The organism is Roseateles sp. GW821-FHT03B02, assembly GCF_059421025.1.
Window position 1 is genome coordinate 427,815 of record NZ_JBWKUV010000003.1, and the last position, 20,290, is coordinate 448,104.

At 69.2% G+C, this 20,290-nt stretch carries 22 protein-coding genes; 19 read left to right on the plus strand and 3 right to left on the minus strand.

Annotated elements, in window-relative coordinates:
- Window positions 1-4: 4 nt before the first annotated feature.
- Genes AC07VX_RS11770 through AC07VX_RS11795 form a run of 6 tightly spaced genes read left to right on the plus strand, consistent with a single transcriptional unit; the run spans window position 5 to window position 4,642 of the window.
- Window positions 5-1,213, plus strand: coding sequence for a class I SAM-dependent methyltransferase (locus AC07VX_RS11770; RefSeq protein WP_493164916.1), 1,209 nt, complete (start codon window positions 5-7; stop codon window positions 1,211-1,213).
- Window positions 1,213-1,734: a chalcone isomerase family protein gene (locus AC07VX_RS11775; protein WP_493164917.1), complete on the plus strand. Its 522-nt coding sequence runs from the start codon at window positions 1,213-1,215 to the stop codon at window positions 1,732-1,734. The genes AC07VX_RS11770 and AC07VX_RS11775 overlap by 1 nt, the downstream gene beginning before the upstream one ends.
- Window positions 1,721-2,956 carry an MFS transporter gene (locus AC07VX_RS11780; protein WP_493164918.1) on the plus strand — a complete coding sequence of 412 codons (1,236 nt, stop codon included), beginning with the start codon at window positions 1,721-1,723 and terminating at the stop codon, window positions 2,954-2,956. Before AC07VX_RS11775 ends, AC07VX_RS11780 begins: the two co-directional genes overlap by 14 nt.
- Complete coding sequence (locus AC07VX_RS11785) at window positions 2,953-3,474, plus strand: DUF3833 domain-containing protein (protein WP_493164919.1); 522 nt, start codon at window positions 2,953-2,955, stop codon at window positions 3,472-3,474. Before AC07VX_RS11780 ends, AC07VX_RS11785 begins: the two co-directional genes overlap by 4 nt.
- Window positions 3,471-4,229 (plus strand): SDR family NAD(P)-dependent oxidoreductase, encoded by a 759-nt coding sequence (locus tag AC07VX_RS11790; protein WP_493164920.1) that lies wholly within the window; start codon window positions 3,471-3,473, stop codon window positions 4,227-4,229. The genes AC07VX_RS11785 and AC07VX_RS11790 overlap by 4 nt, the downstream gene beginning before the upstream one ends.
- A complete protein-coding gene (locus AC07VX_RS11795) occupies window positions 4,226-4,642 on the plus strand; it encodes a nuclear transport factor 2 family protein (protein WP_493164921.1) in 417 nt (138 codons plus the stop codon). The genes AC07VX_RS11790 and AC07VX_RS11795 overlap by 4 nt, the downstream gene beginning before the upstream one ends.
- Here the strand turns inward: AC07VX_RS11795 and corA are convergent.
- The gene (corA, locus tag AC07VX_RS11800; RefSeq protein ID WP_493164922.1) at window positions 4,635-5,624 is read right to left on the minus strand and encodes a magnesium/cobalt transporter CorA; all 990 of its coding nucleotides are present in this window, start codon (window positions 5,622-5,624) and stop codon (window positions 4,635-4,637) included. The two genes, AC07VX_RS11795 and corA, sit on opposite strands and share 8 nt — an antisense overlap.
- A 406-nt stretch (window positions 5,625-6,030) precedes the next feature.
- Here corA and hpf point away from each other — a divergent pair, with 406 nt between their 5' ends.
- From hpf to AC07VX_RS11820, 4 genes are all read left to right on the plus strand, one after another.
- A complete protein-coding gene (gene hpf / locus AC07VX_RS11805; protein WP_293500614.1) occupies window positions 6,031-6,372 on the plus strand; it encodes a ribosome hibernation-promoting factor, HPF/YfiA family in 342 nt (113 codons plus the stop codon).
- A gap of 262 nt (window positions 6,373-6,634) precedes the next feature.
- Entirely contained in the window at window positions 6,635-7,105 is a 471-nt protein-coding gene (gene ptsN / locus AC07VX_RS11810) for a PTS IIA-like nitrogen regulatory protein PtsN (protein WP_493164923.1), read from the plus strand.
- 48 nt (window positions 7,106-7,153) lie between these two features.
- Window positions 7,154-8,110 (plus strand): HPr(Ser) kinase/phosphatase, encoded by a 957-nt coding sequence (gene hprK / locus AC07VX_RS11815; protein ID WP_493164924.1) that lies wholly within the window; start codon window positions 7,154-7,156, stop codon window positions 8,108-8,110.
- A complete protein-coding gene (locus AC07VX_RS11820) occupies window positions 8,107-9,522 on the plus strand; it encodes a nicotinate phosphoribosyltransferase (RefSeq protein WP_493164925.1) in 1,416 nt (471 codons plus the stop codon). Before hprK ends, AC07VX_RS11820 begins: the two co-directional genes overlap by 4 nt.
- Here the strand turns inward: AC07VX_RS11820 and fur are convergent.
- The gene (gene fur, locus AC07VX_RS11825) at window positions 9,519-9,962 is read right to left on the minus strand and encodes a ferric iron uptake transcriptional regulator (protein WP_493164926.1); all 444 of its coding nucleotides are present in this window, start codon (window positions 9,960-9,962) and stop codon (window positions 9,519-9,521) included. The genes AC07VX_RS11820 and fur overlap by 4 nt on opposite strands.
- A gap of 111 nt (window positions 9,963-10,073) precedes the next feature.
- Here fur and AC07VX_RS11830 point away from each other — a divergent pair, with 111 nt between their 5' ends.
- The 9 genes from AC07VX_RS11830 to AC07VX_RS11870 all read left to right on the plus strand — a co-directional run bounded on the left by AC07VX_RS11830 (window position 10,074) and on the right by AC07VX_RS11870 (window position 19,793).
- Window positions 10,074-10,652, plus strand: coding sequence for an outer membrane protein assembly factor BamE (locus tag AC07VX_RS11830; protein WP_493164927.1), 579 nt, complete (start codon window positions 10,074-10,076; stop codon window positions 10,650-10,652).
- Window positions 10,649-11,389, plus strand: a complete 741-nt coding sequence (gene dapB / locus AC07VX_RS11835) for a 4-hydroxy-tetrahydrodipicolinate reductase (RefSeq protein WP_493164928.1) — start codon at window positions 10,649-10,651, stop codon at window positions 11,387-11,389. The genes AC07VX_RS11830 and dapB overlap by 4 nt, the downstream gene beginning before the upstream one ends.
- Window position 11,390: 1 nt before the next feature.
- A complete protein-coding gene (locus AC07VX_RS11840; RefSeq protein ID WP_493164929.1) occupies window positions 11,391-12,035 on the plus strand; it encodes a MotA/TolQ/ExbB proton channel family protein in 645 nt (214 codons plus the stop codon).
- A complete protein-coding gene (locus AC07VX_RS11845; protein WP_493164930.1) occupies window positions 12,035-12,460 on the plus strand; it encodes an ExbD/TolR family protein in 426 nt (141 codons plus the stop codon). The genes AC07VX_RS11840 and AC07VX_RS11845 overlap by 1 nt, the downstream gene beginning before the upstream one ends.
- A 40-nt stretch (window positions 12,461-12,500) precedes the next feature.
- On the plus strand, window positions 12,501-15,128 hold the full coding sequence (leuS, locus tag AC07VX_RS11850) for a leucine--tRNA ligase (protein ID WP_493164931.1): 2,628 nt from the start codon (window positions 12,501-12,503) through the stop codon (window positions 15,126-15,128).
- Complete coding sequence (locus AC07VX_RS11855) at window positions 15,128-15,613, plus strand: LPS-assembly lipoprotein LptE (RefSeq protein ID WP_493164932.1); 486 nt, start codon at window positions 15,128-15,130, stop codon at window positions 15,611-15,613. The genes leuS and AC07VX_RS11855 overlap by 1 nt, the downstream gene beginning before the upstream one ends.
- A gap of 75 nt (window positions 15,614-15,688) precedes the next feature.
- Window positions 15,689-16,759 (plus strand): DNA polymerase III subunit delta, encoded by a 1,071-nt coding sequence (gene holA, locus AC07VX_RS11860; RefSeq protein WP_493164933.1) that lies wholly within the window; start codon window positions 15,689-15,691, stop codon window positions 16,757-16,759.
- A 39-nt stretch (window positions 16,760-16,798) separates the two neighbouring features.
- Complete coding sequence (locus AC07VX_RS11865) at window positions 16,799-17,389, plus strand: methylamine utilization protein (RefSeq protein ID WP_493164934.1); 591 nt, start codon at window positions 16,799-16,801, stop codon at window positions 17,387-17,389.
- A 10-nt stretch (window positions 17,390-17,399) separates the two neighbouring features.
- On the plus strand, window positions 17,400-19,793 hold the full coding sequence (locus AC07VX_RS11870; RefSeq protein ID WP_493164935.1) for a putative bifunctional diguanylate cyclase/phosphodiesterase: 2,394 nt from the start codon (window positions 17,400-17,402) through the stop codon (window positions 19,791-19,793).
- Here the strand turns inward: AC07VX_RS11870 and AC07VX_RS11875 are convergent.
- A complete protein-coding gene (locus AC07VX_RS11875) occupies window positions 19,790-20,287 on the minus strand; it encodes a CinA family protein (RefSeq protein WP_493164936.1) in 498 nt (165 codons plus the stop codon). The two genes, AC07VX_RS11870 and AC07VX_RS11875, sit on opposite strands and share 4 nt — an antisense overlap.
- Window positions 20,288-20,290 lie beyond the last annotated feature (3 nt).

The following is a 20,290-nucleotide window of genomic DNA, read 5'->3' on the forward strand; positions in this document are numbered from 1 at the left end:
CGCCATGACGACCACCCTCTCCAACCCCATCCTCGTCCCCGGCCTGCCGCGCGCCGCGCGCCGCGTGATCGCGCTGCTTCAGCATCTGCGCGAGGGCAGCCTCGACCTGCAGACACCCGACGGCGAGATGCTGCACTTCGGCAACCAGCAGCAGCCCCGTGCGGCCTTGCGCATCACCGACTGGGCCGTCTGCGAGGCGGCGCTGAAGTCCGGCGACGTCGGCTTCGCCGAGAGCTTTGTTGCCGGCCACTGGAGCAGCCCCGACCTGAGCGCGCTGCTGGCACTGTTGATCCGCAACCGCACCGCGCTGGAGACCCTGTTCTACGGCGGCTTCTGGGGCGGGCTGCTGTACCGGCTGCGCCATGCGCTCAACCGCAACACCCGCAGCGGCAGCCGCAAGAACATCCAGGCCCACTACGACCTCGGCAACGCCTTCTACCGCCTGTGGCTGGACCCGACGATGAACTACTCCAGCGCCTGGTTCGAGGGCCGGCCACAGGGTGGCCTCGTCCAGGCCCAGCAGGCCAAGATGCGCCGCGCGCTGGCCGAGGCCGGCGTGGCACCGGGTGCCCGCGTGCTGGAGATCGGCTGCGGCTGGGGCGCCGTGGCCGAGGTAGCGGCGCGGGACTTCGACGCGCGGCTGACCGGCGTGACGCTGTCCCACGAGCAACTGGCCTGGGCGAAGGAACGCCTGGCAGGCGCCGGCCTGAGCGCAGACCTGCGCCTGCAGGACTACCGCGACATCGCCGACGAGCCCTTCGACGCCATCGTCTCCATCGAGATGTTCGAGGCCGTGGGGCGCGAGTACTGGGACGGCTACTTCGGCACCGTGGCGGCCAAACTCAAGCCCGGCGGCCGCGCCTGCATCCAGAGCATCACCATCCGCGACGACCTGTTCGACCGCTACGTGCGCTCCACCGACTTCATCCAGCAGTACATCTTCCCCGGCGGCCTGCTGCCCAGCCCCAGCCAGTTCCGGATGCATGCCGAGCGCGCCGGCCTGCGTGTCGTCAACGAGCTGGCCTTTGGCGCCGATTACGCCGAGACGCTGCGCCGCTGGCGCGAGACCTTCCTGCGCCATGACGGCCGCGTGCGCGAGCTGGGCTTCGACACCCGCTTCATGCGGCTGTGGGAGTTCTACCTCGCCTACTGCGAAGCCGCCTTCACCGCCGGCAACACCGACGTCATGCAGTTCACGCTGGCGCGCGACTGATGCTGCGCCGCGCTGCCCTCGCCACCGTCGGGCTCACGCTGCTCGCGCGGGGCGAGTGCACGCCTGAGCTGGCCGGCCTGCAGCTGCGCGGCCAGGGCCGCTTCCGCTACTTCGGCCTGGCCATCTACGACGCGCGGCTGTGGTCGGCCGCACCGGTGGACGCCGCGACCTGGGCGGCGCAGCCGCTGACGCTGGAGCTGCAGTACGCGCGCACCCTGTCCGGCCGAGAGATCGCCAAGCGATCCCTCGCCGAGATGCGCCGCCAGGCCGCCATCGCTGACGTCCAGGCCCAGGCCTGGCTGCAGGAGATGGACGCCACCTTCCCCGACGTGAAGGCTGGAGACCGCCTCAGCGGCCAGTACGAGCCCGGAGCGGCGGCCCACTTCTTCTTCAACGGCCAGCCGCGCCGCCGCTTCGCGGATGCGCAGTTCGCGCGGCTGTTCTTTGGCATCTGGCTCAGCCCGCAAACCTCGGAGCCGGCGCTGCGCGAGCAGCTGCTGGGCGGCGATGGCCGCGGCTGAGCTGCCGCCGCGAGACGGCATGCGCTACGGCGCGCTGGGCTTCGCGCTGGCCTTCGTCGCGCTGCCGCTCTATGTGCATTTGCCGGCCCATTACGCGACGCGCTTCGGCGTGCCGCTGGCCAGCCTGGGCGCGCTGCTGCTCGCCGCCCGCGCGCTGGATGCCCTCGCCGACCCCTGGATCGGCCGGCTGTGCGACCGTGCCCTGGGCCGGCGCGCTCTCGTCTGGCAGATGCCGCTGGCCGCCCTGGTGCTGGCGGGCGGCTTTGCCGGCCTCTTCTTCCCGCTGCCGCACGACCCTGGCTTGCTGCTGGCCTGGGCCGGTGGGTTGCTGATGGCCACCTACCTGGCCTACAGCCTGCTCGCCGTGCTGCACCAGGCCTGGGGCGCGCGACTGGGTGGCGACGCGGCGCGGCAGACGCGGGTGGTCGCCTGGCGCGAGGGCTTTGCGCTGCTCGGCGTCGTCGTGGCCAGCCTGTTGCCGTCCACGCTGGGTCTGGGCGAAACGGCGCTAACGCTCGCCCTGGCGCTGGTGGTCGGCCTGGCGCTGCTGGCCCGCGCGCCAGCCCCCACCGCGAGCCACGCCGCCCCCGCCCCGCTGGCGCTGGCCTGGCAGGTGGCCGAGTTCCGCCGCCTGCTGGCCGTCTACCTGCTCAACGGCATCGCCGCCGCCGTGCCGGCCACGCTGCTGCTGTTCTTCATCGACGACCGGCTGCAGTTGCCCGCCTCGCAGGGCCTCTTCCTCGCCAGCTACTTCGCCGCGGCCGTGGCCTCGCTGCCGCTGTGGCTGCGCGTCATCGCCCGGCTCGGCCAGCCGCGCGCCTGGGGCCTGGGCATGGGGCTGGCCATCGCCAGCTTCGCATGGGCGGCCGCGCTCGGTGCTGGCGACAAGGCCGGCTTCCTGGCGGTGTGCCTCGCCAGCGGCGCGGCGCTCGGTGCCGACCTCGCCATCCCCGGCGCGCTGCTCGCCGGCGTCATCCAGCGCGCCGGCCTGGCCGGCCGGGCCGAGGGCGCCTTCTTCGGCTGGTGGAACGCCGCCACCAAGCTCAACCTCGCCCTGGCCGCCGGCCTGGCCCTGCCGCTGCTGCAGGGCCTCGGCTACGCCCCAGGCCAGCGCGACCCGCAGGCCCTGCAGGCGCTGACCCTTGCCTACTGCCTGCTGCCCTGCGCCCTGAAGGTCGCGGCCGCCGCGCTGCTCCACCGCCACTTCATCGCCACGCCATGAACCGACGCCTGCTCCTGACCTCGCTGCTGCTGGCCGGCTGCGCCAGCGCCCCCGTGCCAGAAGACTACGCCGGGCAGACGCCGGCGCTCGACCTGAAGACCTATTTCAACGGTCCGTTGACCGCCCACGGCCTCTTCACCGACCGCGCCGGCAAGGTGAAGCGCCGCTTCGTCGTGAAGCTGGTGGGCCGCTGGCAGGACGACGTCGGCACGCTGGAGGAAGACTTTGTCTACAGCGACGGCAAGACCGAGCGCCGCGTCTGGACGATCACGGCCCTCGGCAACGGCCGCTACAAGGGCACGGCAGCAGACGTCATCGGCGAGGCGCAGGGCACGGCCCGCGGCAATGCGCTGCGCTGGAGCTACACGCTACGCCTGCCGGTGGACAACACGACCTACGACGTGCAGTTCGACGACTGGATGTACCTGATGGACGATCACGTCATGCTCAACAAGGCACGCATGAGCAAGTTCGGCATCGACCTCGGCGAGGTCACCTTGAGCTTCTACAAGCCATGAGCCTGAACCCCCGACAGCGCGACTGGCAGGGCAAGACGGCCTGGCTGATCGGCGCGTCCAGCGGCATCGGCGCCGCCACCGCGAGCGCCCTGCATGCAGCCGGCGCGAAGGTCGTCGTCTCCGCGCGCCAGGCGGCGCTGCTGAACACCTTCGTCGCCACTCACCCGGGCAGCTACGCCCTGCCGCTGGACGTGGGAGACCTGCCCGCGCTGCAGGCCGCGGCAGCCGAGGTAGGGCCGGTGGACCTGTGCGTCTACTGCGCCGGCTACTACCGCGCCATGAGCGCCACGAGCTTCGACCTCGCCGACGCGCGCCGCCACCTGGAGATCAACTACACCGGCGCCCTGCACCTGCTGGACGCACTGCTGCCGCAACTGCTCATCGCCGGCCGCGGCCATCTCAGCCTCGTCTCCAGCGTGGCTGGCTACCGTGGCCTGCCCAAGGCGCTGGCCTACGGCCCAAGCAAGGCCGCGCTCACCCACCTGGCCGAGGCGCTCTACCTCGACCTGCACCCGCGCGGCATCGGCGTGTCGGTCATCCACCCCGGCTTCGTCAAGACGCCCATGACGGCGCAGAACGACTTCCACATGCCCGCCGAGATCAGCCCCGAGGAGGCCGCGCGCGCCATGCTCGCAGGCTGGGCCGCGGGCGAGTTCGAAATCCATTTCCCCAAGCGCTTCACGCGCTTCATGAAGGCGCTGCGGCAATTGCCCGATGGTTTCTACTTTCCACTGGTAGGCAAGGCCAACCGATGACGCACACAGACCCACGCGTGGCCACGCTGATCGGCCTGTTCGAGGCGTTGTCGCCCGCCAACCTCGACGAGCTTGCGGCCCGCTACGCCCGCGGCTGCCACTTCAAGGACCCCTTCAACGAGGTGCAGGGCCGCACGGCTGTGCGACGCATCTTCGGGCACATGTTCGAGACCGTGGACGCGCCGCGCTTCGTCGTCACCGCGGTGTTCGCCGAGGGCGACCAGTGCTTCCTGGGCTGGGACTTCCACGCCGGCGACCTCGTCATCCGCGGCGCCAGCCACCTGCGCTTCGACGCGGCCGGCCTCGTCGCGGAGCACCGCGACTACTGGGATGCCGCCGAGGAGTTGTACGAAAAGCTACCCGTGCTGGGGGCGCTGATGCGCCTGCTCAAGCGCCGGCTGAGGGCTACTTGAGCCAGCCCTTGCGGCGGAAGTAGATGAAGGGCGCCGCGACGGACAACAGCATCAGCACCAACGCGAAGGGGTAGCCCCAGTCGGACTCCAGTTCCGGCATGTGCTTGAAGTTCATGCCGTAGATTGACGCGATCAGCGTCGGCGGCAACAGGGCGACGCTGGCCACCGAGAAGATCTTGATGATCTTGTTTTGATTGATGTTGATGAAGCCGACGGTGGCGTCCATCAAGAAGTTGATCTTGTCGAACAGGAAGGCCGTGTGCGAGTCCAGCGAGTCGATGTCGCGCAGGATCTGGCGCGACTCCTCGAACTGCTCGGCATTCAGCATGCGGCTGCGCATCATGAAGCTGACCGCGCGGCGCGTGTCCATCACGTTGCGGCGGATGCGGCCGTTCAAGTCTTCCTCACGGGCGATGGCCGACAGCACCTCGCCGGCCTCGGCGTCGGTCACGTCGCTCTTCAGCACGCGGGCGCTGACCGCCTCCAGCTTGTCGTAGATGCCCTCCAGCACGTCGGCCGAGTACTCGGCGTCGGCGTCGTAGAGCTTGAGCAGCACGTCCTTGGCGTCCTCGATCAGCGCCGGGATGCGCCGCGCGCGCAGTCGCAGCAGGCGGAACACCGGCAGGTCCTCGCTGTGAACGGAGAACAGCACGTTGTTGAACAGGATGAAGGCCACGCGCACATTGCGCGCCGGCTTGCCCTCGCCGCCGTCGTCGCCCTCGATGAGGAAGTCGGAGCGGATGTGCAGCTCGCCGTTGTCCTCCTCGTAGAAGCGCGCAGACTCCTCCAGATCCTCGTCGACGATGTCCTCCGGGATGGTCAGCCCGAAGCGGTCCCGGATCCAGCCCTTTTCCTCCGCGCTGGGGTTCTCCAGGTCCACCCACACCGGGCGCGACTGGGCCAGGTCCTCGGCGGTCTCGATCTCTTCCTGGAACAGGCCGCCCTTCAGGCGTCCGTTGTCCAGCGTGAATACGTTCAGCATGCCTCGTCTCCGGCAGCAGCAAGCGGGAGGACGACGGGGAGCCGTCCGGGGTGGCGGGGTTCAGGTCAACCGTCTCACTCCGGGCGGGCGGGCCTCAAAGCAGGCCCGAGCGGCGGGAGCGGACGGTCACCGAGGGTGATCGCTGTCCAAGAGGCTCTCCGATGGGGAATAGCCGTGGATTATTGCACCCGGCCCGGACGTGAAAGAAGCCGCAAAAACGAGACCTGATCTGCGACAAAAGCTCACCGTCATCCCCTTGTCACGCAGCCGCTTCGCGCGCAAACTGGACTCGTCGATTCCCCCACTCCCACCCACCTCCGCTACCCGAAAGACCCTTCCTCCCTCCTCCCCTTTCGTCTCAGTTTTCTGGTTTGTTTCCCGTCCCATCCCTCTGAAAGGAGGCTTTATGAATCTGACGATCAGTGGCCATCATCTCGAAGTCACGCCAGCACTGCGCGAGTACGTGCTCACCAAGCTGGACCGTGTGACCCGCCACTTCGACCAGGTCGTTGACATCAACGTCCTGCTGACCGTAGAGAAGCAAAAGGAGAAGGAACGCCGCCAGCGCGCCGAAGTGACGCTACACGTCAAGGGCCGCGACATCTTCGTCGAGCAATCCCACGAGGATCTGTACGCTGCCATCGACCAGTTGATGGACAAGCTCGACCGCCAGGTCTGCCGCCACAAGGACAAGGTCCAGGATCACCACCACGCCTCGGCCAAGCGCCTTGAGGTTTCGGCATCCTGAGCCACCCGGCTCATCTCACGGCGGCCTGCGGGCCGCTTTCGTTTTTTTTGCGATGCGCAATGCACCGCCATCATCAGCAAACGGTTGTTGCTGCAGTGCCGCAAAAACCCGCATTCGGGGGTGGGCAGGGGCGTTTTCCACGCCTCTAGGGTCTGCAGCCCACCCCAAATGAGCCCAGGGTTCCATAATCTGCCGCTCTGATTGACCCATTGCCCGGTTGCGGCCGCGCCCATCAGGCGCCCCTGAAGCCAGGCCTCAGCCCATGAACCGTCTCGCCGCCATCCTGCCCGCCGACAACGTGTTGGTGAATGTGGATGCGTCCAGCAAGAAACGCGCCTTCGAACATGCTGGTCTGCTGTTCGAGAACCACCACCAGATGGCGCGGGCGCTGGTCACCGACAACCTGTTCGCTCGCGAGCGTCTGGGCTCGACCGGCCTCGGCCATGGCGTGGCCATCCCGCACGGCCGCGTCAAGGGGCTGAAGAACCCGCTGGCCGCCGTGCTGCGCCTGCAGCAGCCCATCGGTTTCGATGCGCCGGACGACGAGCCCGTCAGCCTGCTGATCTTCCTGCTCGTGCCGGAGGCCGCCACGCAGCGCCATCTGGAGATCCTGTCCGAGATCGCCGAGATGCTGTCGGACCGCGAGCTGCGCGAGCAGCTCAAGGCCGAACCGGATGCGGCCACGCTGCACAAGCTCATTGCCGCCTGGGAACCGCTGAAGTCCGTCGCCTGACGCCATCGTTCGGCGCCTCGCGTAAACCCTTAGTGATTCGCCCCTGACTTGAAACCGACCTCCATCAGCGCGGAGCGCCTCTTCGAAGAGCACCGCGAGGCCTTGCGCTGGGAATGGATCGCCGGCCACGCGCACCCGGAGCGCCGCTTCGACGAAGCCGCCGTGCGCGATGCCCAGAGCGCAGCCGACCTGGTCGGCTATCTGAACTACATCCATCCCTACAGGGTGCAGATCGTCGGCCGCCGTGAGGTCGCCTACCTGAGCCAGGAAAGCACCGAGATCCAGGACCGCCGCATCTCGCGCATCGTCACGCTGGAACCGCCGGTCATCATCATTGCCGACGACTCGGTGCCGCCGCCGCGCCTCGTCGCCATGTGCGACCGCGCCGAAATCCCGCTGTTCCGCACCACCGAGTCCGCCGGCCACGTCATCGACCTGGTGCGGGGCTATCTGTCCCAGCTGTTCGCCAACCGCACGACCCGCCACGGCGTCTTCATGGACATCCTGGGCCTCGGGGTGCTGCTGACCGGAGAGTCGGGCCTGGGCAAGAGCGAGCTCGGTCTGGAACTCATCTCCCGCGGCCACGGCCTAGTCGCCGACGACGCGGTCGACTTCTTCCGCATCGCCCAGACCGCCATCGAGGGCCGCTGCCCCGAGCTGCTGCTGAACCTGCTGGAAGTTCGCGGCATCGGCCTGCTGGACATCAAGTCCATCTTTGGCGAGACGGCCGTGCGCCGCAAGATGCGCCTCAAGCTCATCGTGCACCTGGTGCGCAAGGAGACGATGGAGCGCGACTTCGAGCGTCTGCCCTACGAGCCGCTGTATGAGGACGTGCTGGGCATGCCGGTGCGCAAGGTCGTCATTGCCGTGGACGCCGGCCGCAACCTCGCCGTGCTGGTGGAGGCCGCCGTGCGCAACACCATCCTGCAGTTGCGCGGCATCGACACCTACAAGGAATTCGTCGAGCGCCACCAGCGCGCCATCGACAACGGCTCGCTCGATTGAACGCGTTGAACCGCTTCAGCGACATCGCCCGCCTGCTCGTCCTGAACACGGACAGCTACAAGACCAGCCACTGGCTGCAGTACCCGCCGGGCACGCAGACCGTCTTCAGCTACATCGAGGCGCGCGGCGGCAGCCTGCCGTACACCGTCTTCTTCGGCCTGCAGGCGCTGCTCAAGGAATACTTCAGCGAGCCGGTCATGACGAACGACGTGGCCCTGGCCGCCGAGGTCTGCGCGGCCCACGGCGTGCCCTTCAATCGCGCGGGCTGGCAGCACATCGTCGACGCCCACGGCGGCCGGCTGCCGCTGCGCATCCGCGCGGTGCCCGAAGGCATGGTCGTGCCGGTCAACCACGCCCTCGTCACCGTCGAGAACACCGACCCGGCCTGCTGGTGGCTGACGAGCTATGTCGAGACCGCCCTGCTGCGCGTCTGGTACCCGACGACGGTGGCGACGCACAGCCACGCCACGCGCCGCCTCATCGCCGACGCGCTGGAGCGCAGCGGCGACCCCGCCGGCCTGCCCTTCAAGCTGCATGACTTCGGCGCCCGCGGCGTGTCGTCGCTGGAATCGGCCATGCTGGGCGGCATGGCGCATCTGGTGAACTTCCAGGGCACCGACACGCTGACGGCCCTGCTCGGCGCGCGCAGCTTCTACGGCGAACCCATGGCCGGCTTCTCCATCCCCGCGGCCGAGCACAGCACCATCACGGCCTGGGGCCGCGAGGGCGAGGCCGAGGCCTACCGCAACATGCTGCGCCAGTTCGGCAGGCCCGGCGCGCTGCTGGCCGTCGTGTCCGACTCCTATGACCTGGACGCCGCCGTCACGCGGCTATGGGGCGGCGCGCTGCGCGACGAAGTCATCGCCAGCGGCGCCACCGTCGTCATCCGCCCCGACAGCGGCGACCCCACCACCATCGTGCTGCGCACGGTGCGGGCGCTGGACGCCGCCTTTGGCAGCGAGGTCAACGCCAAGGGCTACAAGGTATTGAAGCATGTGCGCGTCATCCAGGGCGACGGCATCACGCGCGCCTCCATCGCCAGCATCCTGGACGCGCTGGAGGCCGCCGGCTACTCGGCCGACAACGTCGCCTTCGGCCAGGGCGGCGCGCTGCTGCAGCAGGTCAACCGCGACACACTGGGCTTCGCGATGAAGGCCTCGGCGGTTCAGATCGACGGCCACTGGCGCGACGTCTTCAAGGCCCCGGTCACCGACCCCACCAAGCGCAGCAAGGCCGGGCGCCTCACGCTGATGCACAAGGACGGCGTCTTCGCCACCGTGCGCCTGGACTCGCCCGGCTGCGAAGAAGCCCGCGCATCGGGCGCCACCGAGGTGCTGCGCACCGTCTACGAGGACGGCCGACTGCTGGTCGACGACAGCTTCGCGGCCATCCGCGCGCGCGCCGCTTCCTAGCTGCGGTTCGGGCAGTCTGCCTTCACGCAGCTCGCGTACAGCGCGAGCGAATGCTCCTGCAGCTGGAAGCCCCGTTCGCGCGCGATGGCGTGCTGGCGCTCCTCGATGCCGGGGTCGAAGAACTCCTCGACCCGGCCGCAGTTCAGGCAGACGAGGTGATCGTGGTGATGCCCCTCATTGAGCTCGTAGACGGCCTTGCCCGTTTCGAAATGGTTACGGCTCAGCAGGCCCGCCTGCTCGAACTGCTGCAGCACGCGGTAGACCGTCGCCAGGCCGATGTCGGCGCCCTCGCCGAGCAAAGCCTTGTAAACATCTTCGGCCGTCATGTGGCGCTGGGCCGCGCGCTGGAAGATCTCCAGGATCTTGATGCGCGGCAGCGTCGCCTTGAGGCCGCTGTTCTTGATGTCGCTGGTCTGATTCTTGGCGGAAGAGCTGGGCATGGCAGAGATCAGGGAGGCCGGGGAGGGCCCCGCTAGAATCCGCCGATCATAGCCAGCCGGCCTTCCGGTCGGCGCTTCCAGTCCCCTTCCCGCCCTTCAGCCAGCCGCCCGATGCGTCCCCTGCTTGCCTCTCTCCCGCTGCTCGCGCTGCTCGGCGGCTGCTCCTATCTCCCCACCTGGGATTCCCTGCCCTCGCTGCCCTCCGTCACCGGGGACAAGGTGCTGGGCCTCGTGACGCCCTATCGCGTCGAGGTCGTGCAGGGCAATGTGCTGACCAAGGAAATGGTCGCCCGCGTCAAGCCCGGCATGCCCAAAGCCCAGGTGCGCGATCTGCTCGGCTCGCCGCTGCTGACCGACGTCTTCCACGAGTCGCGCTGGGACTACCCCTTCACGATCCGCCGCCAGGGCACGGCACCCCAGCAGCGCCTGGTCGTCGCGATCTTCGACGGCGACAAGCTCAAGTCCATTGACGTGCCGAACGACCTGCCGGCCGAGAACGAGTTCGTCGCCGCCATCAACACCTTCAAACCCGACGGCAAGCAGCCCAAGCTTCAGCTGAGCGAGGCCGAGCGCGGCGCGCTGCCGCCGCCCAAGCGCAGTGCCGAAGCGGCCCCCACGGCCGCCGCCGAAGGCCCGGCGCCCGGCCGCACCTACCCGCCGCTGGACGCCAGGACAGGGTCCGGCTCGTGATCAAGGTCGCCGTCATGGGCGCCTCCGGGCGCATGGGCAAGATGCTGGTCGAGGCCGTCGAGGCCGCCGCCGACTGCGCGCTGCACGTCACGCTGGACAAGGGCGACGACGTCCGCGCCGGCCTGGCCGGCGCCGACGTGATGATCGACTTCACCCGCCCCGAGGCGACGCTGGCCCACCTGGCTGCCTGCGCCGATCTGGGCGTCAAGGCCGTCGTCGGCACCACCGGCTTCGACGAGGTTCAGAAGGCCGAGATCGCGAAGTTCGCCGAGCGCACGGCCATCGTCTTCGCGCCCAACATGAGCGTGGGCGTAAACGTCGTGCTCAAGCTGCTGGACATGGCCGCCCGCGCGCTGGCCGAGGGCTATGACATCGAGATCGTCGAGGCCCATCACCGCATGAAGGTGGACGCGCCCAGCGGCACGGCCCTGCAGATGGGCCAGGTCGTCGCCGACGCCGTCGGCCGCGATTTGAAGGACTGCGCCGTCTACGGCCGCGAAGGCGTGACCGGCGCGCGCGACCCGTCCACCATCGGCTTCGCCACCGTGCGTGGCGGCGACATCATCGGCGACCACACCGTGCTGTTCGCCGGCATCGGCGAGCGCATCGAGGTCAGCCACAAGGCCACCAACCGCAGCATCTACGCCCAGGGCAGTCTGCGCTGCGCACGCTTCCTGGCGGGCGGCAAGACCGCCGGCCTGTTCGGCATGAACGACGTTCTGGGATTCAGCAGCTGATATGGGTGGCTTTGCGGACTTCTGGGCCCAAAGCGACCTGGTCGGCCGCGCGGTCGCTCTGCTGCTGCTGGCCATGTCGGTCAGCGCCTGGGCGCTGATCCTCTGGAAGACCTGGCTGCTGCGCCGCGCCCGCCGTGGCCTGGTGCGGGCGGTGCCGGCCTTCTGGTCGGCGGCTGGTGTTGTAGAGGGCCGCAGCGCGCTGCAGAGCTTCGACACCGAAGCCCTGCTGCTGCCGCTGCTGGATGCCGCCACCGCCGAAACCCGCAACGCCACGTTGGACGCCGCCGGCAAGCGCGAATCCCGCCTGACCCGCCGCCTGCGCGACGCGCTGCATGCGGTGCTGGCCCGGCTGCAGTTCGGCCAGGTGCTGCTGGCTTCCATCGGCGCCACCGCGCCCTTCGTGGGCCTGTTCGGCACCGTCTGGGGCATCTACCACGCGTTGGTCAGCATCTCGGCGGCCGGCAACATCACCATCGAGAAGATCTCCGGCCCGGTCGGCGAGGCGCTGATCATGACGGCCGCGGGCCTGGCCGTCGCCATCCCCGCCGTGCTGGCCTACAACGTCTTCGGCAAGATGGTGGCGGCCTGCGAGGCCGACCTGGAAGGTTTCGCGCACGATCTGCGCGAGTTGCTGGACCACGACTGATGGCGTTCGGCCGCCTCGAAAAGCCCGAGGGCTCGCGGCCCATGAGCGACATCAACATGACGCCGTTGATCGACGTCATGCTGGTGCTGCTGGTCATCTTCATGATCACCGCGCCGCTGATGACGGCCTCGCTGCGGCTGGACCTGCCCAAGAGCGAGGCCGCCACGCCCAGCGATGCGCCCAGCTTCATCGCCGTCGCCATCACGCCCGATGGCAAGCTGCATCTGGGCGAGGAGGAACTGGCGCCGGAGACCTTCCAGAAACGCATCTCGGAACTGGGCCGCGCCAACGCGCAGATGGAGGTGCAACTGCGCGCCGACCGCACCGTGCCCTACGGCCAGGTGGCCGAGCTGATCGGCTGGGTGCAGGCCGCCGGGCTGAGCCGCATCGCCTTCGTCGCGCAGGCCGCCGCATCCGCGCCGTGACCGAAGGGTGGCGCGGAGGGCGCCACCTACAATTTGGCGTATGAACGCCAAGACCGAAGCGCCCAGCTACAGCCCCAACGAGATCGAAGCCGCCGCCCGTGCCTACTGGACGGAGCGCGACGCCTACCGCGTGACGGAAGACGCGAGCAAGCCGCACTTCTACGCCTGCTCCATGCTGCCCTACCCCTCGGGCAAGCTGCACATGGGCCATGTGCGCAACTACACGATAAACGACATGCTGGCCCGCCAGCTGCGCATGAAGGGCTACAACGTCCTCATGCCCATGGGCTGGGACGCCTTCGGCCTGCCGGCCGAGAACGCCGCGATGAAGGGCAAGCTGCCGCCCGCGCAGTGGACCTACTCCAACATCGCCCACATGAAGGGCCAGATGCAGGCCATGGGCCTGGCCATCGACTGGAGCCGCGAGGTCGCGACCTGTCAGCCCAGTTACTACAAGTGGAACCAGTGGCTGTTCCTGAAGATGCTGGAAGCCGGCATCGCCGAGCGCCGCACGCAAGTCGTCAACTGGGACCCGGTGGACCAGACCGTGCTGGCCAACGAGCAGGTCATCGACGGTCGCGGCTGGCGTTCGGGCGCGCTGGTCGAGAAGCGCGAGATCCCCGGCTACTACCTGAAGATCACGCAGTACGCCGAGGAACTCCTGTCGGCCGTCGCCAACCCCGAAGACCCGAACTACCTCAGCGGCTGGCCCGAGCGCGTGCGGCTGATGCAGGAGAACTGGATCGGCAAGAGCCAGGGCGTGCGCTTCGCGTTCCCGCACACCATCGATGGCGGCGGTCGGCTGTGGGTGTTCACCACCCGCGCCGACACCATCATGGGCGTGACCTTCTGCGCCGTGGCGCCGGAGCATCCCCTCGCCACGCACGCGGCCCAGAGCCGACCCGAGGTCGCGGCCTTCATCGAGGAATGCAAGGCCGGCGGCACGACCGAGGCCGAGCTCGCCACCCAGGACAAGAAGGGCGTGCCGACGGGCCTGTTCGTCATCCACCCCCTGACCGGCGCGCAGGTCGAGGTCTGGGTCGGCAACTATGTGCTGATGAGCTATGGCGACGGCGCCGTCATGGGCGTGCCGGCGCATGACGAGCGCGACTTCGCCTTCGCACTGAAGTACGGCCTGCCCATCAAGCAGGTCATCGATGTCGAAGGCCAGGCCTATGACGACAAGCAGTGGGCCGAGTGGTACGGCGACAAGCACAAAGCGCGCTGCATCAACTCGGGCGTGCTCGATGGCCTGGGCCATGTCGACGCTGTCAACAAGGTCGCCGAGCTGCTGGTTGCCGAGGGCCTGGGCGAGAAGAAGACCACCTGGCGCCTGCGCGACTGGGGCGTCAGCCGCCAGCGCTACTGGGGCACGCCGATTCCCATCATCCACTGCGACGACTGCGGCGTCGTGCCCGTGCCCGAGCAGGACCTGCCGGTCGTGCTGCCCGAGGACTTGATCCCGGACGGCAGCGGCAACCCGCTGAACAAGCATGCCGGCTTCCTGAACGTCGGCTGCCCAAGCTGCGGCCGGCCCGCACGGCGCGAGACGGACACGATGGACACCTTCGTCGACTCGTCCTGGTACTTCATGCGCTATTGCGACCCGACCAACGACCAGGCGATGGTCGCGGACGGCACGCGGTACTGGATGCCGATGAACCAGTACATCGGCGGCATCGAGCACGCCATCCTGCACCTGCTGTACGCGCGCTTCTGGACCAAGGTCATGCGCGACCTCAAGCTCGTCAACGTGTCAGAGCCCTTCGAGAAGCTGCTGACCCAGGGCATGGTCTTGAAGGGCGCGTTCTTCCACAAGCCCGAGGGCGGCGGCAAGGACTACTACTGGGACCACGAGGTCGACGTCATCCACGACGACAAGGGCGGCATCGCCGGCGCCAAGCTGAAGAAGGACGGCACGCCGCTCGAGTACGAGATGACGACGATGTCCAAGTCCAAGAACAACGGCGTGGACCCGCAGGCCCTGATCGACCAGTACGGCGCCGACACGGCCCGCCTGTTCGTCATGTTCGCCAGCCCGCCGGAGCAGACGCTGGAGTGGAACGACGCCGCCGTCGAAGGCGCCCACCGCTTCCTGAAGCGCGTCTGGAACTTCGGCGCGCGCAACGCCGATGCCATCAAGACCGGCGGCGCCGACTACGCGGCGCTGAACGGCGACGGCAAGGCGCTGCGCCGCGAGGTGCACAACGTGCTCAAGCAGGTCAGCTACGACTACGAGCGCATGCAGTACAACACCGTCGTCTCCGGTGCGATGAAGCTGCTCAACGCGCTGGAAGGCTTCAAGGCGGAAGACCAGGCCGCGGCGGTGCGCGACGGCTTCTCGGTGCTGCTGCGCGTGCTCTACCCCGCCACGCCCCACATCGCCCATCAGCTCTGGCAGGACCTCGGCTTTGCCGCTGAACTCGGCGACCTGCTCGACGCGCCCTGGCCCACGGTGGACGAGGCCGCGCTGGTGCAGGACGAGATCGAGCTGATGCTGCAGGTCAACGGCAAGCTGCGCGGCTCGGTCAAGGTGCCGGCCGGCGCCGACAAGGCAGCCATCGAGGCCGCCGCGCTGGCCAACCCCGAGTTCGCCAAGTTCAGCGAAGGCAAGGCGCCCAAGAAGGTCGTCATCGTCCCTGGCCGACTCGTCAACATCGTCGTCTGATGAACCGCCGCTTCGCGCTTCTCGGCCTCACGGCCCTCGCCGGCTGCGGCTTCGAGCTGCGCCGCGAACCCGAGCTGCCGTTCAAGACGCTGGCGCTGACCGGCTTTCCGCCCGAGTCGCCGCTGGCGGCCGGGCTCAAGCGCCAGATCAGGCGCACGCCGGTGCAGCTCGTCGAAGACCCGGCCCGCGCCCAGGTCGTGCTGGAGGCGCTGCGTGAGTACCGCGACCGCACGGTGGTGGCCTCCACCAGCGTCGGCCAGGTGCGTGAATGGCAGCTGCGCCTGCAGTTCGACTACATGATCCGCACGGCCGATGGCGAGCTGCTGGTGCCCAAGGTCGAGCTGCGCCTGACGCGCGACATGAACTTCACCGAAACCGCCGCGCTGGCCAAGGAGCAGGAGGCCGCCAACCTCTACGGCGCCATGCACTCCGACGCCATCGCCCAGGTCATGCGCCGCCTCGCGGCGGTCAAGCTCCCGTCATGACGCCCCCACGTCTGCTTCGCATCCTGCCCCCCGCAGGTGCGCTTCAGCGCCTTCGGGCGGCCGTGCGGCGCTGAGATGCAGCTCCGCGCCGAAAGCCTGGCCGGCCACCTCGCCAAGGGGCTGGCCCGCATCTACACCGTCCACGGCGACGAGCCCCTGCTCGCGCAGGAGGCGGCCGACCAGATCCGCGTCGCGGCGCGCGCCCAAGGGTTCGGCGAGCGCCAGATCTTCACCGTCTCCGGCGCCTATTTCGACTGGGCCCCCGTGCTGGCCGCGGCACAGGCCATGAGCCTGTTCTCCGAGCGCCAGTTCATCGAGATCCGCATCCCGAGCGGCAAGCCCGGCAAGGACGGCTCGGAGGCCCTGCAGCGCTACGCCGAGGCAGCGCCCGATGACGTGCTGACGCTGGTGACGCTGCCGCGCCTGGACAAGACCCAGCTCTCCAGCGCCTGGTTCACCGCGCTGGACGGCAACGGCGCCTCCATCCGCGTCGAGCCGGTCGAGCGTCGCCTGCTGCCGGCTTGGCTGGCCCAGCGCCTGAAGGCCCAGGGCCAGTCCGTGCCTGAGGGCGAAGACGGCCAGAAGGCCCTGGCCTTCTTCGCCGACCGCGTGGAAGGCAATCTGCTCGCCGCCCACCAGGAACTGCAGAAACTGGCCCTGCTGCATCCCAAGGGCGAGCTGACGCTGGCCCAGATCGAGGCCGCTGTGCTGGACGTGGCACGCTTCGACGTCTTCAAGCTCAGCGAGGCCGTGCTGTCGGGCGCCGTGCCGCGCATGCTGCGCATGCTCGACGGCCTGGAGGCCGAGGGCGAGGCCGCCGTGCTGGTGCACTGGACGCTGGCCGAGGACGCCCGGGCGCTGGCCCGCGTGCGCGCCGCGCTGGATGCCGGCAAGCCGCTGCCGCTGGCCCTGCGCGAAGCGCGCGTCTGGGGGGCCAAGGAGCGCCTCATCGAACGCATCGCGCCGCGGCTGGACGCGACCCAGGCGGGTGCGCTGGTGCAGGCCGCCCAGGTCTGCGACGGCCTCGTCAAGGGGTTGCGCCACCCTGACTGGCCCGCCGACCCCTGGGCCGCGCTGCGCCGCCTGGCCCTGATGCTGGGTGAGGCTGCCAGCGGCAAAACTGGGGCTGTTCTGGCTGCCCGCTGAGGCCGATTGGGCTATCGTCGGGGCGGAGCCCTTGCCACCATGACGATCCCTCCTCGCCCGCTGATTTCCGCCGCCCTCGCGATGACGGGCTTCGCTTCCCAGGCCGTGCCCGTGACCGTGCAGCTGCGCGGCCCGAATGGCCAGCCGGTGGCCGGCGCCGCCGTGGCCGTCGAGGTCAAGGGGCGCACGGGCAAAGCGACCGGCGCCAAGGCCGAGATGGGCCAGCGCGACCGCCAGTTCACGCCCCAGCTGCTCATCGTGCAGACCGGCACGGCCGTGAACTTCCCGAACTTCGACACCGTGCGGCATCACGTCTACTCGTTCTCGCCAATCAAGGTCATCGACATCAAGCTCTACTCGGGCACGCCGGCCGAGCCCATCGTCTTCGACAAGCCGGGCGTGGCCGCTTTGGGTTGCAACATCCACGACCGCATGAGCGCCCACATCGTCGTCGTCGACACACCGAGCTTCGCGCGCACCGACGACAAAGGCCAGGCGACGTTCGACCTGCCTGCCGGCGAGCATGGGGTCAAGGCCTGGCACGCGGGCCAGAAGTCGCCGACGCTGCAGAGCCTCAGGCTCGACGTACCGGCCGCCGGCGGCCCCGTCGCGCTGACGCTCGCCGAGTAAGCCGGGCACGATGCGCTGGCCCGCCTGGCTGAACCTGCGCCGCCTGGAGGGGCGCATCGTCGCCCTCTTCCTGGCGCTGCTGCTGGTTGTTCAGCTCGTCAGCTTCGGCGCCATCCATGCCAGCATCACCCACAACGCCGAAGACTCCCTGGCCGCCGAGCTGCAGACCGGCGAGCGCGTGCTGCGCCGCGTGCTGGAGCAGCGCGCCGGCAAGCTGCGCGACGCGGCCGAGCTGCTGGCCAAGGACTACGGCTTTCGCAGCACGGTGGGCCTGTCGCTGGCCGAGGCGGGCACGGTCGAGACCATCAAGGACGCCCTCGTCAACCAGGGCGAGCGCGTCGGCGCCTCGGTCGTCGCCTACTTCGACGACCAGCAGCACCTCGTCGCCGCCACGCGCGACGGCTCGGCGGCCTTCGGCTCGGCGCTGCGCCAGATCGTCCTGAGCAACGAGGGCGCGGCGCTGGCCGTGCAGGGCAGCCAGGTCTACCAGGTCGTCGCCGTGCAGGTGCGCACGCCGGCACCGGTGGGCTGGGTGCTGATGGCCTTCGCGCTGGACCGCGAGGTGCTGGACGACCTCAAGGCCCTGTCGGAGCTGCAGAGCGTGGTGCTGCTGCAGAGTCCGGCCAGGCCCTGGCTGAGCATCGTCGACAACCTGGACGGCGAGGCCGGCGCGGCGCTGCGGTCGGGTCTGGGCAGGACGGCGCCGATGGATGGCGTCGTCGAGCTGGCTGGCGAGCGCATGCGCGCCCGCTTCGTGCCGCTGATCGGCGGCGACCAGCCGCTGGGCGTGCTGCTGCTGCGCTCGCTGGACGTGGCGCTAGCCCCCTACCAGCAGTTGCAGCTCGTGCTGCTGGGCCTGACGCTGCTGGGCGTGGCCGTCTTCGCACTGGTGAGCGTGCTGCTGGCACGCGGCATCAGCAACCCGATCACGGCGCTGTCCGCCTCGGCGCGGCGGCTGGAGGGCGGCGACTACGACACGCCGGTCCCGTCCACCTCCAAGCTGGACGAGGTGCACAAGCTGGCGCTCGCGCTGGAGAGCATGCGCGAAGGCATCCGCCGCCGCGACGCCCTCGTCAACAACCTGGCCTATGTCGACCAGCTGACGCTGCTGCCCAACCGCGCGCGCTTCGCCGAGTTCCTGCAGCACCACCTCGTCAACAGCGACCAGCCCGGCGCCGTGCTGATGCTGGACCTGGACCGCTTCAAGCATGTCAACGACGTGCTGGGCCACGAGGTCGGCGACCGCCTGCTGCAGAGCGTGGCCGAGCGGCTGCAGGCGCTGTGCGCGCCGGCCCACTCGGTGCTGGCGCGGCTGTCGGGCGACGAGTTCGCCATCTTGCTGGCGCGTACCGACGCCCATGCCGCCAGCGAGGCGGCGCTGGCCATCCTGAAGGACTTCGAGCACCCGCTGCAGATCGACAACGAGACCATCGACCTCGGCGCCGGCATCGGCATCGCCCTCTTTCCCGAGCACGGCCATGACGTCAATCTGCTGCTGGGCCGCGCCGAGCTGGCGATGTATGCCGCGAAGACCCGTCAATGCGGCAGCCTGATCTACCACGCCCAGCTGGACGCCGGCAGCCAGGAGTCCCTGTCGCTGCTGTCCGAGCTGCGCCGCGCGGTGGAGGACAACGAGCTGCGCCTGTACCTGCAGCCCAAGGTCGACCTGCAGAAGGGCCGGGTCATCGGCGCCGAGGCGCTCGTGCGCTGGCAGCATCCGACGCGCGGCCTGGTGCCGCCGATGCAGTTCATCCCCTTCGCCGAGCAGACGGGCTTCATCCGCATGCTCAGCGCCTGGGTGCTGTCGGGCGCGGCCAGGTTCGCGCGCGAGGCGGCGGACGCCGGGCTCACGCTGCGACTGTCGGTCAACCTGTCCACGCGCGACCTGATGGACCAGGACCTGCCGGCCAAGATCGAGGCCATGGTGGCGCCGCTGAAGCTGCCGCCGGCCTCGCTGTGCCTGGAGATCACCGAGAGCGCCATCATGGACGACCCCGAGCGGGCACTGTCCACGCTGGAGCACGTGCACGCCATGGGCTTCAAGCTGTCCATCGACGACTTCGGCACCGGCTACTCGTCGCTGGCCTACCTGAAGCGCCTGCCGGTCGACGAGCTGAAGATCGACAAGAGCTTCGTCATGGCCATGGAGCGCGACCTGGACGACGCCCGCATCGTGCGCTCGACCATCGAACTGGCGCACAACCTGGGCCTGACGGTCGTGGCCGAAGGCCTGGAGACGCTGAAGGCCTGGGCCATGCTGTCGCGCCTGGGCTGCGACGAAGGCCAGGGCTACTACATCTGCAAGCCCATGCCGCAGGAGCAGTTCATCGCCTGGGCCAAGACCTGGCAGCCGCCCGACACCTCGGCCGTCACGGCCGAGAGCCTGATGGCGAAACTCGGCTAGCTGTCGCAGTCTTCCAGGGCCTCGCAGAGCGCGGCCAGCCCCGCCGTCAACGTCTGCGACCGCACGGCCTGACGGTCGCCGCTAAAGTTCTCGCGCCAGACCCGGGCCGGCTGGCCGGCGTGCACCAGGGCCAGCCAGACCGTGCCCACGGGCTTGTCGGCGCTGCCGCCCGTCGGGCCGGCGATGCCGGTGACGGACAGCGCCCAGTCGATGGGTGCATGGGCCAGCAGGCCGCGGGCCATGTGCTCGGCGACCTCGGCGCTGACGGCGCCGTGCAGCGCGATCAGGCCCTTGGGCACGCCCAGCAGCTCGGCCTTGGCCTCGTTGCTGTAGGTGACGACGCCGCGCTCGAACCAGGCGCTGGAACCCGCCAGGCTCGTGCAGGCCGCCGCGATGAGGCCGCCGGTGCAGCTCTCGGCCGTGCCGATGCGCTCGCGGCGCTGGATGAGGGCGACGGCGATGCGGTGGATCAGTTCGGAGTCGTCGGCAAACATGGC

What these genes read in the sequence shown, in the direction of transcription:
- leuS (WP_493164931.1), top strand. Translation starts at nt 12,501, where the DNA reads ATGAACGCCAAGACCGAAGCGCCCAGCTACAGCCCCAACGAGATCGAA.
- AC07VX_RS11840 (WP_493164929.1), top strand. Translation starts at nt 11,391, where the DNA reads ATGGGTGGCTTTGCGGACTTCTGGGCCCAAAGCGACCTGGTCGGCCGC.
- AC07VX_RS11865 (WP_493164934.1), top strand. Translation starts at nt 16,799, where the DNA reads ATGACGATCCCTCCTCGCCCGCTGATTTCCGCCGCCCTCGCGATGACG.
- AC07VX_RS11775 (WP_493164917.1), top strand. Translation starts at nt 1,213, where the DNA reads ATGCTGCGCCGCGCTGCCCTCGCCACCGTCGGGCTCACGCTGCTCGCG.
- AC07VX_RS11780 (WP_493164918.1), top strand. Translation starts at nt 1,721, where the DNA reads ATGGCCGCGGCTGAGCTGCCGCCGCGAGACGGCATGCGCTACGGCGCG.
- corA (WP_493164922.1), bottom strand. Translation starts at nt 5,624, where the DNA reads ATGCTGAACGTATTCACGCTGGACAACGGACGCCTGAAGGGCGGCCTG.
- AC07VX_RS11785 (WP_493164919.1), top strand. Translation starts at nt 2,953, where the DNA reads ATGAACCGACGCCTGCTCCTGACCTCGCTGCTGCTGGCCGGCTGCGCC.
- AC07VX_RS11830 (WP_493164927.1), top strand. Translation starts at nt 10,074, where the DNA reads ATGCGTCCCCTGCTTGCCTCTCTCCCGCTGCTCGCGCTGCTCGGCGGC.
- hpf (WP_293500614.1), top strand. Translation starts at nt 6,031, where the DNA reads ATGAATCTGACGATCAGTGGCCATCATCTCGAAGTCACGCCAGCACTG.
- ptsN (WP_493164923.1), top strand. Translation starts at nt 6,635, where the DNA reads ATGAACCGTCTCGCCGCCATCCTGCCCGCCGACAACGTGTTGGTGAAT.
- AC07VX_RS11790 (WP_493164920.1), top strand. Translation starts at nt 3,471, where the DNA reads ATGAGCCTGAACCCCCGACAGCGCGACTGGCAGGGCAAGACGGCCTGG.
- AC07VX_RS11770 (WP_493164916.1), top strand. Translation starts at nt 5, where the DNA reads ATGACGACCACCCTCTCCAACCCCATCCTCGTCCCCGGCCTGCCGCGC.
- AC07VX_RS11870 (WP_493164935.1), top strand. Translation starts at nt 17,400, where the DNA reads ATGCGCTGGCCCGCCTGGCTGAACCTGCGCCGCCTGGAGGGGCGCATC.
- AC07VX_RS11845 (WP_493164930.1), top strand. Translation starts at nt 12,035, where the DNA reads ATGGCGTTCGGCCGCCTCGAAAAGCCCGAGGGCTCGCGGCCCATGAGC.
- fur (WP_493164926.1), bottom strand. Translation starts at nt 9,962, where the DNA reads ATGCCCAGCTCTTCCGCCAAGAATCAGACCAGCGACATCAAGAACAGC.
- AC07VX_RS11855 (WP_493164932.1), top strand. Translation starts at nt 15,128, where the DNA reads ATGAACCGCCGCTTCGCGCTTCTCGGCCTCACGGCCCTCGCCGGCTGC.
- AC07VX_RS11875 (WP_493164936.1), bottom strand. Translation starts at nt 20,287, where the DNA reads ATGTTTGCCGACGACTCCGAACTGATCCACCGCATCGCCGTCGCCCTC.
- holA (WP_493164933.1), top strand. Translation starts at nt 15,689, where the DNA reads ATGCAGCTCCGCGCCGAAAGCCTGGCCGGCCACCTCGCCAAGGGGCTG.
- AC07VX_RS11795 (WP_493164921.1), top strand. Translation starts at nt 4,226, where the DNA reads ATGACGCACACAGACCCACGCGTGGCCACGCTGATCGGCCTGTTCGAG.